This window comes from Kitasatospora sp. NPDC058115 (assembly GCF_042884635.1).
In the GTDB taxonomy this organism is placed as follows: Bacteria; Actinomycetota; Actinomycetes; order Streptomycetales; family Streptomycetaceae; genus Kitasatospora.
Genome location: NZ_JBHVTL010000026.1, coordinates 99561 through 114466, shown reverse-complemented (window position 1 = coordinate 114466; position 14906 = coordinate 99561). Strand labels below are relative to the sequence as shown.

Below are 14906 nucleotides of genomic sequence, written 5' to 3'. Positions count from 1 at the left end.
GCCCTGGGGGGGGGGGGGGGGGGTGGGGGCGGGGGGGGGGGGCCGGGGGGGGGGGGGGGGGGGGGGGGGGGGGGGGCCCCGGCCCCGGCGCCACGAACCTAGTCCGCCTCCGTGGGTCGTTCCACCCATTTTCTCCCGATCGGTTCGCCCTGTGCCGACACGTCATCACCGTCCGTCCGGCGGACATGACTTGACATGAGCAATTGGTCCAGTCCATTTTGGGGCCCTCCCCGCACCTCCACCCCCCCACATCCCCCCACTGGAGGTCACCGGTGCTGCACAAGCGCACCCGACTGCCCGCCGTCGGTGCCGCCGCGCTGCTCGCGGCAGCCGCGGCGTTCACCGCGCCCACCGTCGCCCACGCCGCCGACCAGCTCACCAACGGCAGCTTCGAGACCGGCACCCTGTCCGGCTGGACCTGCTCCGGCGGTCTCGGATCGGTCGTCACCACCCCCGTGCACGGCGGCGGCAAGGCGCTCGCCGGCGCCGCCACCGCGAGCGACACCGCCAAGTGCGTCCAGAGCGTCGCGGTCAAGCCCAACACCACCTACACGCTCTCCGGCTGGGTCCGCGGCAGCTACGTCTACCTCGGTGTCACCGGCGGCGGCTCCGCCTGGACCTCCGCCGCCGACTACAGCAAGCTGAGCGTCTCGTTCACCACCGGCGCCACCCAGACGACCGCCGAGGTCTACGTCAACGGCTGGTACGGGCAGGGCACCTACTACGCCGACGACATCGTGTTCGACGGCCCCGGCGGCGGCACCCCGCCGGCCGACACCCAGGCCCCCACCGTGCCCGGCAACCTGCGGGCCACCGGCAAGTCCGCCAGCAGCGTGACGCTCGCCTGGGACGCCGCCACCGACAACGTCGGCGTCACCGGCTACGACGTGTACCAGGGCACCGCCAAGGTCGCGAGCGCCACCGGCACCACCGCGACCGTCCCCGGCCTGACCGCGTCCACCGCCTACACCTTCACCGTCAAGGCCCGCGACGCGGCCGGGAACGCCTCGGCCGCCTCCACCGCCCTGACCGTCACCACCGACGCCAACGGCGGCGGCCCGACCCCGGGCGCCTTCAAGCAGGCCGCGCCCTACCTCTACAACGGCTGGGGCAACCCGCCGGCCGCCACCACCGTCATGAACGCCACCGGCATCAAGTGGTTCACCCTGGCGTTCGTGCTGGCCCAGAACGGCTGCAACCCCACCTGGGACAGCCAGCGGCCGCTGCTGAACGGCGTCGACCAGGCCACCATCAACGCGGTGCGCGCGGCCGGCGGCGACGTCGTCCCGTCGATCGGCGGCTGGAGCGGCAACAAGCTCGGCCCCAACTGCGCCACCACCGCCGACCTCGCCGCCGCCTACCAGAAGGTGATCGACGCCTACGGCCTCAAGGCGATCGACGTCGACATCGAGAACACCGACGAGTTCGAGAACACCGCCGTCCAGGACCGGATCCTCGGTGCGCTCAAGATCGTCAAGCAGAACAACCCCGGTCTGCGCACCATCGTGACCTTCGGCACCGCCACCACCGGCCCGACCTACTACGGCAACCGGCTGATCGAGCAGGCCAAGGCGCTCGGCGCGGACATCGACGTCTTCACCATCATGCCGTTCGACTTCGGCAACGCCTCGACCGACATGTACGCCGCCACGGTCAGCGCCACCGAGGGCCTGAAGAACAAGCTGAAGTCCGTCTTCGGCTGGGACGACGCCACCGCCTACGCACACATCGGCATCTCCGGCATGAACGGCCTGAGCGACACCGGCGAGATCACCAGCGTCCAGAACTGGACCGCGATCCGCGACTGGGCCAACAGCCACCACCTGGCCCGGATGGCCTTCTGGTCGGTCAACCGTGACCGGGGCTGCCCGGGCGGCGGCCAGCAGGAGACCTGCTCCGGCATCGCCCAGAACGACTGGCAGTTCACCTCCATCACGGCCGGTTTCACCGGCTGACGCACCCCCCGTGGTACGGCGGCCCGGCCCCTCGGCGGAGGGGCCGGGCCGTTCCGCGCCGCCGTGCGGGCGGGTGACCCCGGCGGCGTGGCGCCGTCGGCCCTCCTCCTGACACTCCTAGGGTCTGTCTCTTGGATCCTTGCCGGGTCCGCGGCGTCTGGGCACGCACCTCGCCGCGTTGTCGTCGGTCGCCAATGCTCCGCAGTGGCTCCCTCCTCCGCCTTGCGATGCACGCACCCAGACGCCGCGGCCTGATCCGACAAAATCCAAGAGACAGACCCCAGGGTCCGTGTGATCACCGACCACCCACGGAGCGTCATGCCCTCCCACCGCGAGCCGACCCTTCCCGAGCCGCGCCGGCCCGAGCCGCCCGCCGGCGTCAAGGCCCGCCGGGTGCTCCGCAACCCCAAGGTGTGGGCCGTCCCGGCCGTGCTGGTCGGCCTGCTCAGCCTGCTGATGTCGCTGCTCTACCTCGGCGGCATCCTCGACCCCCGCGGCGACCTGCGACACCTGCCGATCGCCCTGGTGAACACCGACCGCGGCGCGGACGTCGCCGGGCAGCGGCAGAACCTCGGCGAGCAGCTGGTCACCGGCATCGCCACCGCGCCCGGCCAGGGGGACGCCGTCTCCTGGCGGCAGCTCGACGAGGCCGCCGCGCGGGAGCAGCTGGCCTCCGGCAAGCTCTACGGCGCGCTCCAGGTGCCGCCCGAGTTCACCGCCACCGTCGCCGCCCTCGGCGGCGCGAGTGCCAAGCCCGCGCGCCCCACCGTGCTCCAGTACACCAACCCGGGCGTCGGCAGCCTCGGCTCCTCGCTCGCCGCCCAGATCGGCCAGCAGGCCGTCCACCAGGCCTCCCTGGCGCTCGGCGCCCGGCTCTCCGCCCTCCCGCAGGCCCAGGGCCTGGACGACGCGGCCCGGCTGCTGGTCGCCGACCCGATCGCGCTCAGCACCACCGTCGGCCACCCGATCGGTAACCGCAGCGGCCTCGGGCTCTCCGCCTTCTACTACACCCTGCTGCTCGTCCTGGCAGGCTTCTTCGGCGCCAACATCATCGGCAACGGCGTCGACGTCGCGCTCGGCTACGCCGACAACGAGGTCGGCCCCTGGCGGGCCCGCCACCCGGTGGTGCCGATCAGCCGCACCAGCACCCTCGCCGTCAAGTGCGTGATGTCGGTCGGCCTGTCGCTGCTCACCTCGTCACTGATCATGCTGGCCGGGGTGGTGATCCTCGACATGGACGCCGCCCACCTGCCGCTGCTGTGGATCTTCTCGGTCTGCGCCAGCAGCGCGGTCGGCCTCGGCGTCCAGGCGATCAACGCGGCCTTCGGCGGCCTCGGCCTGCTGGTCAGCATGTTCGTGTTCATCGTGCTCGGCCTGCCGTCCTCCGGCGCGACCGTCCCGCTGGACGCCCTGCCGTCGTTCTACCGGTTCCTCGCGCTGTTCGAGCCGATGCGCCAGCTCACCGACGGCGTGCGGGCCATCCTCTTCTTCGACGCGCAGGCCGGTGCCGGCCTCACCCGGGCCTGGACCTGGATCGCCATCGGCACCGTCGCGGCCCTGCTGTTCGGCTTCGCGACGGCCCGCTACTACGACCGCAAGGGCCTGCACCGCGCCGTCCCCGAGCTCGTCTGAGCCTGAGCCCGTCCGAGCCCGGGACGGCGCCCGTCGCGGGCGCACCCGCGACGGGCGCCGCGGGCGACGTCAGCCGGCCGGCAGCGGCGGCAGCTCAGGCCGCCACAGCCAGGCCTCGAACAGCTCGTCCAGCGGCGCCCGCGCGTACCGGGCCGCATGGGCGCGGAAGTCCGCGGTGGTCACCACCCCGTGCCGGTGGAACGCCGCCCAGTCCTTGATCATCCGGAAGAACGCGGCGTCCCCGAGCGCCAGCCGCAGCGCGTGCACCACCAGGCCCCCGCGCTGGTACAGCCGGTCGTCGAACATCAGCTTGCGGCCCGGGTCGGCCAGCCGGAGGTCCTGCGGCAGCCCGGCCAGCAGCCGGTGCGCGTACGCCGCCCGGGCGCCCGCCGTCGGCCCGCCGGAGCGCTCCGACCAGAGCCACTCCGCGTACTTCGCCAGCCCCTCGTTCAGCCAGATCTGGCTCCAGTCGCCGACCGAGACGCTGTTGCCGAACCACTGGTGCGCCAGCTCGTGGGCGACCAGCCGCTCCCGCTCCCAGCCGCCGCCCAGGTGGTTGGTGCCGAAGGTCGCGACCCCCTGCGCCTCCACCGGGACGTCCAGCTCCTCGTCGGCGACCACCACCGTGTACTCGCCGAACGGGTACGGGCCGAACACCTCCCCGAAGTACGCCATCATCTTCGGCTGCCGCCCGAAGTCCGCGGCGAACGCCCCCGCCAGCCGCTCCGGCACGTAGCCGGTCTGCGGCACCTGCGGATGCTCCGCCAGCACCACCGGCCGGTACTGGCCGATCGAGACCGTCACCAGGTACGTCGAGGTCGGCGCGGACTGCTCGTACACCCAGGTCGTGCTGGAGGAGCCGGTGGTGCGGGTCAGCAGCCGCCCGCCCACCACCACCGTGTACGGGGACGGCGTGGTGACCGCTATCTGGTACGTCGCCTTGTCCGCCGGGCGGTCGTTGCACGGGAACCAGGACGGCGCCCCGACCGGCTGGCTGGCCACCAGCGCGCCGTCGGTCAGCTCCTCCCAGCCCAGGCCGCCCCACGGGCTGCGCACCGGCCGGGGATTGCCGGTGTAGTGCACGTCGACGGTGAACGCCGCGCCCGCCGTCAGCGCCTTCGGCGGGCGGATCCGCAGCTTGCCCGCCCGGTGGGTGTAGCGGGCGGCCTTGCCGTCCACCAGCACCCGGCCGATCCGGAACTCCGCGAGGTCCAGGGCGAACTCCGTCAGCGCGGTCACGGCGACCGCGCTCAGCCGGGCCGTACCGCCCAGCCGGTTCGGGCCCGGCCGGTAGTCGAGGGCCAGCTCGTAGCGGTGGACCCGGTAGCGCGGATCACCGCTGGCCGGGAAGTAGGGGTCCGGCGGGGCGACGGGCTGCGGGGGCTGCGGGGACTGCGCCGGGCGGGGGTTCACCGGGTCGTACGCTCCTGGAAACACGGGACTGGACGGGGGTCGGGGGCGGGAGACGCCGGGGGGCCGGACGGGGTGGGGACCCCGGCCGGCCCCCCGGGGGACGGCGGTCAGGAGGTGGTCTGCCACACCTCGATCGGGTTGCCGAGCCACCGGGTGTCGGCGGGCACGGACTCGGCGCGCATGACCAGCGACGCCGGGCCCAGCGTGCTGCGCTCGCCCACCGTGCTGCCGGGCAGCACGATGCCGCCGGGCCCCAGGGTGGCGCCCTCGCGCAGGACGACAGTATCCATCCGCATGATCCGGTCGTGGAAGAGGTGGGTCTGCACCACGCAGCCGCGGTTCACCGACACGCCGTCCCCGAGCGTCACCAGGTCCGCCTCCGGCAGCCAGTAGCTCTCGCACCACACGCCGTGCCCGACCTTCGCGCCGAGCGCCCGCAGCCACAGGTTCAGCACCGGAGTGCCCGGCACCGCGCCCACCAGCCACGGCACCGCCAGCACCTCCACGAAGGTGTCCGCCAGCTCGTTGCGCCACACGAAGCCGCTCCACAGCGGGTGCTCCACCGCCCGGAACCGGCCGACCAGCAGCCACTTCGCGGCCACCGCCACCGCGCACGCCGCCGTGCCCGCGGCCAGCAGCACCACGCCCGACACCAGCGCCGCCGCCGACGGCGACCACGCCCGCGCCAGCCAGGACAGCGCCGCCAGCGTCAGCGCGCCCAGCGCCCCCGAGGCCAGCACCGGCAGCAGCCGGGCCACCTCGACCAGCCCGCGCGCCCACAGCAGCCGGGCCGGCGGCTCGTACGTCAGGCTCTGGTCCGCCCGGTCGGCCGAGCGCGGCAGCCGCACCGGCGGCATGCCCAGGTACGAGCCGCCCTTCTTCGCCTTCTCCGGCGTCGCCGACAGCACGCCCACCAGGCCGCGCTTGGGCACCGAACGGCCCGGCGCGGTCATCCCCGAGTTGCCGAGGAACGCCCGCTCGCCGACCTTCGCCTCACCGAGCCGCACCCAGCCGCCGCCCAGCTCGTACGGCGCCATCAGGGTGTCGTCGGCCAGGAACGCGCCGTCGCCGACCGTGGTCAGGCTCGGCAGCGCCAGCACCGTGGAGACCTCCGCGTGCTTGCCGACCCGCATGCCCAGCGCCCGCAGCCACAGCGGGGTCACCAGACCCGCGTACAGCGGGAAGAGGATCTCCCGGGCCTGGTCCATCAGCTGCATCACCGTCCAGGCCTGCCAGCCGACCCGGCCGTGCAGCGGGTGCACCCCCGGCTCCAGCCCGACCGACAGCAGCCGCACCGCCGCGACCAGCTGGGCCGCGAACACCACCCCGTACGCCAGGGTGGCCGGCAGCAGGCCGAGCAGGGCACCGCCGAGCGCGCCGCCCAGGCCGTCCGCCGGGTCGACGAACGGGGCGAGCACCGCGAGGCCGGCCACCGCGGGCAGCAGCGGCAGCAGGCTCAGCGCCGCACCGCTCAGCCCGTAGAGCGCGGACCAGCGGGCCCGGCGCACCGGGCGCTCCTTGGGCCAGCTCCGCTCGGCGCGGCCCAGCTTGACGGCGGGCGCGCCGCCCCAGCGCTGGCCGGTCGGCACGTGCCCGGTGACGCTGGAGCCGGCCAGCACCTGGGCGCGCTTGCCGACCCGGGCGCCCGGCAGCAGGGTCGAGCGGGTGCCGACCACGGCGCCCGAACCGACCTTGAGCTGCCCGACCTCCAGCCGGTCGCCGTCCAGCCAGTAGCCGCTGAGGTCCACCTCGGCCTCCACCGCGCAGCCCCGGCCCAGCTTGAGCATGCCGGTCACCGGCGGCAGCGAGTGCAGGTCCACCTCCTCGCCGACCTTGGCGCCCAGCGCCCGGGCGTAGCGCACCAGCCAGGAGCCGGACAGCGAGGTCGCGCCGCTCACCTCGGCCAGCCGCTCGGCGGCCCACAGCCGCAGGTGGACGCCGCCGCCGCGCGGGTAGCTGCCCGGGCGCAGGCCGCGCAGCAGCAGCCGGGCGCCGCCGGCCGCCAGCGCCAGCCGGCCCGCGGGGGTGAACAGCACCGCCGCGCCCGCGCCGACCGCCCACCAGGAGGCGGTCGGCGCCCAGGCGTAGCCGTCCAGGTGGGAGAACAGGTTGCCGAGCGCCAGCAGGGCCACCGTCCAGCGCAGGCCGACCACGGTGAACAGCGGGACCAGCAGGAGCAGCTGCAGCAGCTTGGCGCGGGTCGGCACCGGTGCGACGGTCCGGGCCTCGCCGGTGTCGGCGGCGGTGCGCTCCAGGTGGCGGGCGAGCTTGCGCAGCGTCGGCTGCTGGTAGATGTCCAGCACCGCCGCGTTCGGGTAGCGGGTGCGCAGCAGGGTGGTCAGCCGGGCGGCGGCCAGGCTGCCGCCGCCGATCGCGAAGAAGTCCTCCCGGGGGCCGCTCACCGGCACCCCGAGGATCTCCGTCCACTGCTCGGCCAGCCACGCCTCGGTGCCGTAGAGCTGCTCGGTGGGCCCGGCGCTCTCCAGGTCGGGCAGCGGCCAGGGCAGCGCGTTGCGGTCCACCTTGCCGGAGGTGCGGGTGGGCAGGGTGTCGACCGGCGCCAGCAGCGGGACCAGCGCGGCCGGCAGCTCGGCGCGCAGCCGCTGCACCGCCTGCTCGCGGTCCCAGCCCTCGCCGGTCACCAGGTAGCCCACCAGCAGCTGGTTGCCGCCGCGCGCGGTGCGCACGGCGGCGGCCGCGCCGGCGACGCCGGGCAGGGCCTGGAGCGCCGCGTCGACCTCGCCGAGCTCGATCCGCCGGCCGCCGAGCTTGATCTGCTCGTCGGCGCGGCCCAGGAAGAGCAGGCCCTCCGGGTCGGCCTGGACGAGGTCGCCGCTGCGGTAGGCGCGCTCCCAGCCCATCGAAGGCAGCGGTGCGTACTTCTCGGCGTCCTTCTCCGGGTCCAGGTAGCGGGCCAGACCGACGCCGCCGATCACCAGCTGGCCGGTGCCGCCGGGGGCGACCGGCTCGCCGGCCTCGTCGACGACGACGAGGTCCCAGCCGTCCAGCGGCAGGCCGATCCGCACCGGGCCCTCGCCGGTCAGCAGCGCCCCGCAGGCGACCACGGTGGCCTCGGTGGGGCCGTAGGTGTTCCACACCTCGCGGCCCTCGGTGACCACGCGCTGGACCAGCTCGGGCGGGCAGGCCTCGCCGCCGAAGATCAGCAGCCGGACCTCGTTGAGCGCCTCGGCCGGCCAGAGCGCGGCCAGCGTCGGCACGGTGGAGACCACGGTGATCTCCTGCTCGGCCAGCCAGGGGCCGAGGTCGGCGCCGGAGCGCACCTGGGAGCGGGGGACGGGCACCAGGCAGGCGCCGTGCCGCCAGGCCAGCCACATCTCCTCGCAGGAGGCGTCGAAGGCGACGGACAGGCCGGCCATCACCCGGTCGCCGGGGCCGATCGGCTCGTCCTGGAGGAAGAGCGCGGCCTCGGCGTCGACGAAGGCGGCGGCGTTGCGGTGGGTGACGGCGACGCCCTTGGGGCGGCCGGTGGAGCCGGAGGTGAAGATGATCCAGGCGTCGTCCGCCGGGGTCGGGCGCTGCGCGGCGGCCGTCTGGTCGGCGAGCGGCGCGCGGGCCGGTCCGACCGGGGTGAGGGCGCGCTCGGCGCCGAGGACGGCGGCGACGGCGGCCTCCTCGAAGACCAGCTGGGCGCGCTCGTCCGGGTCCTCGGCGTCCACCGGGACGTAGGCGGCGCCGGCGGCGAGCACCGCGAGCACGGAGACGTAGAGGTCGTTGGTGCCGGAGGGCACCCGGACGCCGACCCGGTCGCCGCGGCCGATGCCGGCGGCGGCGAGGCGGCGGCGCAGCTGCTCGACCTCGGCGGCCAGGGCCCGGTAGCTGAGCACGGTGCGGCCGTCGTCGAGGGCGGGCTCGGCGGGGTGCTGCCGGGCGGTCGCGTCGAGGACGTCGACCAGGGTGCGCGGGGCGGCGGCGGGGCGGCCCGGGTAGCGGGCCTGCTTCTCGTCCTGCCCGGGGGCGGTCTGCGCGGCGGCGTCCTGCCCGGTGGCAGGGGTCGGCCCGGCGGCGGCGTCCGGGCCCGGTTCCCGGCTGGGTGCGGCTGTCATGGCGGCCGTGTGCTCCTTGTCCTCGCCCCGTCCCGATCGATGTCCGACCCTTGGGGGCGGTGGGAGCACTCGCCTGTCCGGGTGACCCCACTCCGGGGCCGGAGCGGACAACCCGACCGATGGTAGCCCCGGGTGGTGAACGCCGGACCGGTCGACACTCCGCCCAACTGGCCCGGTAGTGGCCGAATCTGACGGATCATCAGCCCATAACTGAGGCCCTGTGGATTGGATGTGACGACCCATCAGTCGTTTTGACGGATCGTCAGGTCGATTTTCCGACCGTGATCCATGCCACATCGGATAGTGCTCCCTCGGGGTGAAGGGCCCGCCGCCCGGGGGAGCGGCGGGCCGGTCCGAGGGGGTGCCGGGGTCAGTGGAAGGGGTGGCGGAACCGGTCGGCGTGCTCCTGGAGGAAGGCCTCCAGGGTGCGCGGGGGCCGTCCGGTGAGCCGGGTGGCGGCGTCGTCCGGTGCCTCCGGGCGCTCGACGGCCAGCCGCTGGATCTCCACCACGTGGGCGGCCAGCCAGTCCGGCATCCCGGCCCGGGCGACCAGGTGGGCGCGCAGCTCCTCGGGCGGGAGGTCCACGTAGCTCACCGGCCGGCCGAGCAGGGCGGTGAGCAGCCCGGCGAGCTCCGGGTGGCTGTACGCCCGGCCGCCGGTGAGCGCCAGGCTGCCGCCGGTTGCCTCCGGACGGGTGAGCACGGCGGCCGCGACGTCGCCGATGTCCCGGCAGTCGACGTAGTTGCACCGGGCCGTGCCCATCGCGCCGTGGATCAGCCCGGCCGCCGCGATGCCGGGGGCGAGCAGCAGCAGCTTCTGCATGAACGCGTACGGCCGCAGCACGGTGGTGGGGAGGCCGTGGGCGCGCAGCCGCTCCTCGACCAGGTGGTGCCCGCGGGAGACCGCGACCGGGGAGTGCGGCTCGGCGGCCGGGGCGGAGACCTTCACGACGTGCTCCACCCCGGCCGCCGCGGCGAGGTCGGCGGTGAGCAGCTCGTACGCGACCTGGCGCGGGCCGTTGGCCATGGTCAGGAAGAGCTGCCGGGTGCCCCGCAGGGCGGTGCGCAGGGAGTCCGGGTCCTCGGCGTCGGCGGCGACCGCTTCGACGAGCGGGGTGGTGCGGGCGTCGAGACCGGCCAGCAGCCGGCCGGGGTCGCGGCTCAGCGCGCGGACCGGGACGCCCTGGGCGGTGAGGCTGCGCAGCGTGGCGCCGCCGGTGGCGCCGGACGCGCCCATGATGGTGATCATGCGGGATCTCTCTCTTCTCGGGATCTCGGGAGGGTGCTCGGGGTGCGTGGAGGGGCCGTGCCGCGGGGCCGTGCCGTGGGGCCGGGTCAGCGGGCCCGGCGGCGGCGCGGGCGGGTGCCGCGCCAGCGCCAGGTGACCGCGGTCGCGGCGATGGCGGCGGAGACCGGCAGGTCGAAGCGGAGCCGCCCCGGCCACGGGCTGTCGGCCAGGGCCGGGATCCGGGGCAGCAACTGCGCGCCGGCGGTGCCGAGGGCCAGGGCGAGGGCGGCGGCACCCAGGCCGAACAGGGCCGTGACAAGCGGGCGCGGCCCGCGTTCCGCCCAGGAGCCGGCCGGGCGCCGGCGGTGCCGGGCGCCGACCAGGGCGGCGACCAGGGCCGAGGTGCCGGCGATGGTGGTGACGGCCGCGAGCCTGAGCTCCGGCTGTCCGGTGGCGATACCGCCGATCCCGGCCATGACGGCGGGCGCCGCGTAGGAGACCAGCACCTCGCGCCAGAGGACGAAGGGCGGTGGTGCGGCGGTGGCGGGAGCGGCGGGCTGCCGCTCCTCGGTGGGTGAGGTGGCGGGCATGGAGGCTCCAGGTGATTAGTTGGCTAACTATAAGTGGTGAGGTGGCTAACTATTGGGGCGCGGGGCGCCGAAGGACTCGATGTGCCCTTCGTCGGCCGATCCGCCGGTCCGGTCCCCGGTCGTCAGTCGTCGGTGAGGGCGGACATGCCCTCCACCAGGCGGGCCAGCAGGTCGAGGAAGAGCGTGCGCTCCTCGACCGACAGGCCGCCGACCATCGCCTGCATCCGCTCGAAGTGCTCGGGCGCCATGTCGCGCAGCCGCTGCGCTCCGCGCGTGGTCAGCACCACGACATTGCCGCGCCCGTCCTCGGCGGACGGGCGCCGGGCGACCAGGCCGTCCCGTTCCAGCCCGTCGACCAGCCCGGTCACGGTCGCCCGGGAGACCCCGAGCGCGGCCGCCAGCTGCGACGGCGGCTTCTCGCCGCCGTGGTCCTCCAGCTCGGCCAGCAGCCGGTAGCGGCCGGTGGACAGGCCGAAGCGCGCGAAGTGCGCCTCGCCGGCCTGGCCGAGCCGGGACCCGGCGGCCATCAGCCGTGCCGCGACCAGGATCGCCTGTGGATCGGCCGACAGGCCGTACCGGGAGAGCTGGCGGCGGGCCTGGTCGAGCGTGGGTGCGCCGTTGCCGGCCTCGGGCTGCTGAACCATGGAAGTAATATGGCGGCTAATCAGATGCGTCGTCAAGTCGCCCGCCCGGAGCCGTCGGGCCGCAGCCCCGCTCCTCGTGTCGGAGCGGGGCTGCGGCGCTCATGGCCGGTCGGGCCGGTCGGGCCGGTAGGGCCGGTCGGGGGTCAGCGGAGCCGGGCGCCGCCCCGGAAGTGCTCCAGGTAGAGGCCCAGGCCGTGGGCGGCCAGGGTGCCGATGCTGACGGCGGCGGCGACGGTCTGCTTGTGGTGCTCCAGGAAGTCCTCGATGGTGTCGAACGTGCTGTGGTGGCGGTCGGTGTCGAGGTGGACATCACCGTGCGGAGTGACGACCGTGTACTGATAGGCCATGGCTTCCTCCCGGTTGAGTGCTCTGCGGTAGCCGGTCCCCGGCCGCGGGTGGCCGAAAACCGGCGTCCGGTGCGGTCCGGCCGGATGCAGCGGCGGGGGGTGATCGCATCGGACCGGTCGGACTACGCATCGGAACTCCGGCCCGGGTGCCGGCGTTGGACCCGGTGGTGCGGGCGGGTGAATTCGCCTACGGACTTTCAGGTCCCTCCGTGCCGGACCGCCGGCCTCCCCGGCTGCGTGCTAGCGTCCGCCGCCTGCCTCTCGGAATGGGGAAGGAAGGTCCCGGCGATGCGCCACGCATTCTCCCGCCGCGGTTTTCTCGGCAGCACCGGAAGGGCCGCTGCCGGGGTTTCCGCCGCCTCCCTGGGGCTGGCCGCCGCCGGTGGTGCCGGTGCCGCCGGTGGTGCCGGTCCGGCCACGGCCGAGCCGGCCGAACGCCCCGGGGGGACGACCGTCCTCCCCTCGGACCCCCGCTACGAGACGCTCAGCCAGGGCTTCAACCAGCGCTGGCGGAGCCGCCCGGCGTACATCCGGCTGGTGGGCGGCGAGGCCGACGCGGTCACCGCACTGCGCTCGGCGCTCGACCGCGGGCTGCGGCCGACGGTGCGCGGCGGCGGCCACTGCTACGAGGGGTTCGTCGACAACGACCGGGGGGTCATCCTCGACCTCAGCACCCTGCGCGGGGTGCGGGCCGCGACCGACAAGTTCGGCGCCGCGACCTACGCGGTCGAGGGCGGGGCCACCAACTGGGACGTCTGCACCGGCCTGTTCCGCCGCTACGGCGTGACGCTCCCGGCCGGCTCCTGCTACTCGGTCGGCGCGGGCGGCCACATCTGCGGCGGCGGGTACGGACTGCTCTCCCGCCGGCACGGGCTGACCGTCGACCACCTGGTCCAGGTCGACGTGGTCACCGTCCGCGGCGGCCGGGTGGAGGTGACCCGGGCGAACCGGGCGGACCCGGAGGGCTCGCCCGAGCGCGAACTGTTCTGGGCCCACACCGGGGGAGGCGGCGGCAACTTCGGCGTCGTGCTGCGCTACCACTTCGCCCACGGCCTGCCGGAGCCGCCGCCCCGGGTCTGGCTCAGCAGCGTTGCCTGGAGGTGGGCGGAGCTGCGCGAGCACCCCGAGGACTTCCGCACCCTGCTCACCAACTTCGGAGCCTTCTTCGCCGGGCACAGCGCGCCGGCCGAGCAGGTCTACCGGGCGCTGTTCTCCATCCTCCACCTCACCCACCACTCCAACGGGAACGTCGTCCTGTTCAGCCAGTGGGACGAGGAGGACCCGGCGCCGCTGGACGCCTTCCTCGCCGCCGTGGAGTCCGGCATGCGCACCCGGGCCACCGTCCAGACCTCCGGCGCCGGCCTGCTGTTCCTGCCCTTCCCCGACAGGCGGCGCCGGCTGCCCTGGTTCCAGGCGACCATGACGGTCAACGGCTCCGGCGCCAACCAGCGCGGCAAGTACAAGTCCGCCTACCACCGCACGGCCTTCACCCCCGCCCAGATCGACACCTGGTGGAACTGGCTCACCAAGGACGTCGAGGGCGTCGACCTCACCCAGACCCTGGTCCAGATCGACTCCTACGGCTGCCGGGTGAACGAGCGCGGCCCCGCCGAGACCGCCGCCGCGCAGCGCGACTCCGTGATGAAGCTCCAGTACCAGACCTACTGGACCGACCCCGCCCAGGACGCCGCCCACCTGAGCTACCTCCGCGGTCTCTACCGGGACACCTACCGGACCACCGGCGGCATCCCCGAGACCGGCACCGACACCGACGGCGCCTACGTCAACTACCCCGACACCGACCTCGGCACCACCGTCGACCGGCAGCCCCCCTACCAGCGCCTCTACTACAAGGAGAACTACCCCCGCCTGCAGCACGCCAAGAAGCTCTGGGACGACGGCAACGTCTTCCACCACGCCCAGTCGATCACCCTGCCGTCGTGATCCGCGCAGCCGGCGGCGGGTGCGCGGATGCGGGAGCGGGCGGGCGGGCCTAGCGTGGGGCGCATGGAGCTGTTCCCCCCGATTCCGCTGGCCCGGTGGCAGGACTCCAAGGCGACGGTGCACCGCTTCGCGCAGGTCGTCGGGAAGGTCCGGCTGGCGTACAGCGTGCGGCGCAACCACTGGTGGAACGTCCCCTACTACCTCACCGGGCGCGGTATCACCACCCGTCCGATGGCGGTGGGCGACGGGGGCGGGTCCTTCTGCGTCGACTTCGACTTCGTCGCCCACCGGCTGGTGGTCTGCTCGTCCGACGGCCGGAGCGCCTCGTTCCCGCTCGCCGGGCAGTCCGTGGCGTCGTTCTACCGCCGGACGCTGGAGGCCCTCGACGCCGTCGGGGTGCCGGTGTCCCTCCCGCACCCGTTCCCGTTCGACCTGCCCGACGCCGGGCGGCCGTTCACCGAGGACACCGAGCACGCCGCCTACGACCCGTTCTGGGTCAACCGCTACTGGCAGGTGCTCGGCCAGGTCGGCCTGGTGCTGGAGGAGTTCGCCGCCCGCTTCTGCGGGAAGACCAGCCCGGTGCACCACTTCTGGCACACCTTCGACATCGCCGTCACGCGGTTCTCCGGCCGTGCGGTCGAACAGCCGGCGACGGTCGACCCGGTGACCCGCGAGGCCTACTCCCGCGAGGTCATCAGCTCCGGCTTCTGGTTCGGCGACGACGACTTCCCCGGGCCGGCCTTCTACTCCTACGCGGCGCCCGAACCGGCCGGCCTCGCGGACGGGGCGCTGCGGCCCGCCGCCGCCCGCTGGGTCGAGCGCGGCGGCAGCCACCTGGCCGTGCTGGACTACGACGAGGTGCGCGACGGCGAGGACCCGCGGGCCGCCGTCCTCGACTTCTACGAGTCGGTCTACCGGCCCGCGGCCCGCCTCGCCGGCTGGAACACCACCGGCGAGGCCTCGCCCGGGGGCGTCACCGACCCGGTGGCCGCCCGGCGGGAGTCGCCCGACCCGGCCTGAGGCGCCGCCCGGAAGCCCGGCGGCTGGGTCCGGTGGGGCGGTTGGCGGTGGGGGCGGTGTGTGCGAACG

Annotated in this window: 10 protein-coding genes; 4 read left to right on the top strand and 6 right to left on the bottom strand. The window is 74.7% G+C overall.

Annotation, left to right across the window (positions count from 1 at the left end; translation table 11 throughout):
* The first annotated feature begins 272 nt into the window (after window positions 1-272).
* Together ACFVVL_RS26430 and ACFVVL_RS26425 are read left to right on the top strand one after the other, a co-directional pair.
* Window positions 273-1955: a carbohydrate binding domain-containing protein gene (locus ACFVVL_RS26430; RefSeq protein ID WP_387679348.1), complete on the top strand. Its 1683-nt coding sequence runs from the start codon at window positions 273-275 to the stop codon at window positions 1953-1955.
* Between the two features lie 318 nt (window positions 1956-2273).
* On the top strand, window positions 2274-3587 hold the full coding sequence (locus ACFVVL_RS26425; RefSeq protein WP_387679345.1) for a YhgE/Pip domain-containing protein: 1314 nt from the start codon (window positions 2274-2276) through the stop codon (window positions 3585-3587).
* 69 nt (window positions 3588-3656) lie between these two features.
* Here the strand turns inward: ACFVVL_RS26425 and ACFVVL_RS26420 are convergent, their stop codons facing one another.
* From ACFVVL_RS26420 to ACFVVL_RS26395, 6 genes are all read right to left on the bottom strand, one after another.
* A complete protein-coding gene (locus ACFVVL_RS26420) occupies window positions 3657-5000 on the bottom strand; it encodes a M1 family metallopeptidase (RefSeq protein ID WP_387679343.1) in 1344 nt (447 codons plus the stop codon).
* 107 nt (window positions 5001-5107) lie between these two features.
* Window positions 5108-9064, bottom strand: coding sequence for a Pls/PosA family non-ribosomal peptide synthetase (locus ACFVVL_RS26415; RefSeq protein WP_387679340.1), 3957 nt, complete (start codon window positions 9062-9064; stop codon window positions 5108-5110).
* A gap of 370 nt (window positions 9065-9434) precedes the next feature.
* Window positions 9435-10313, bottom strand: coding sequence for an NmrA family NAD(P)-binding protein (locus ACFVVL_RS26410; protein ID WP_387679338.1), 879 nt, complete (start codon window positions 10311-10313; stop codon window positions 9435-9437).
* 86 nt (window positions 10314-10399) lie between these two features.
* Window positions 10400-10882 (bottom strand): hypothetical protein, encoded by a 483-nt coding sequence (locus ACFVVL_RS26405; protein ID WP_380292554.1) that lies wholly within the window; start codon window positions 10880-10882, stop codon window positions 10400-10402.
* Between the two features lie 122 nt (window positions 10883-11004).
* A complete protein-coding gene (locus tag ACFVVL_RS26400) occupies window positions 11005-11526 on the bottom strand; it encodes a MarR family winged helix-turn-helix transcriptional regulator (protein ID WP_380292552.1) in 522 nt (173 codons plus the stop codon).
* Window positions 11527-11669: 143 nt separating this feature from the next.
* Window positions 11670-11873: a hypothetical protein gene (locus tag ACFVVL_RS26395; RefSeq protein WP_380292550.1), complete on the bottom strand. Its 204-nt coding sequence runs from the start codon at window positions 11871-11873 to the stop codon at window positions 11670-11672.
* A gap of 288 nt (window positions 11874-12161) precedes the next feature.
* On the opposite strand from ACFVVL_RS26395, the gene ACFVVL_RS26390 reads away from it, so the two are divergent.
* Both ACFVVL_RS26390 and ACFVVL_RS26385 read left to right on the top strand, forming a co-directional pair.
* On the top strand, window positions 12162-13817 hold the full coding sequence (locus ACFVVL_RS26390; RefSeq protein WP_387679334.1) for an FAD-binding oxidoreductase: 1656 nt from the start codon (window positions 12162-12164) through the stop codon (window positions 13815-13817).
* A gap of 63 nt (window positions 13818-13880) precedes the next feature.
* The gene (locus ACFVVL_RS26385; RefSeq protein WP_387679331.1) at window positions 13881-14837 is read left to right on the top strand and encodes a DUF5996 family protein; all 957 of its coding nucleotides are present in this window, start codon (window positions 13881-13883) and stop codon (window positions 14835-14837) included.
* Window positions 14838-14906 lie beyond the last annotated feature (69 nt).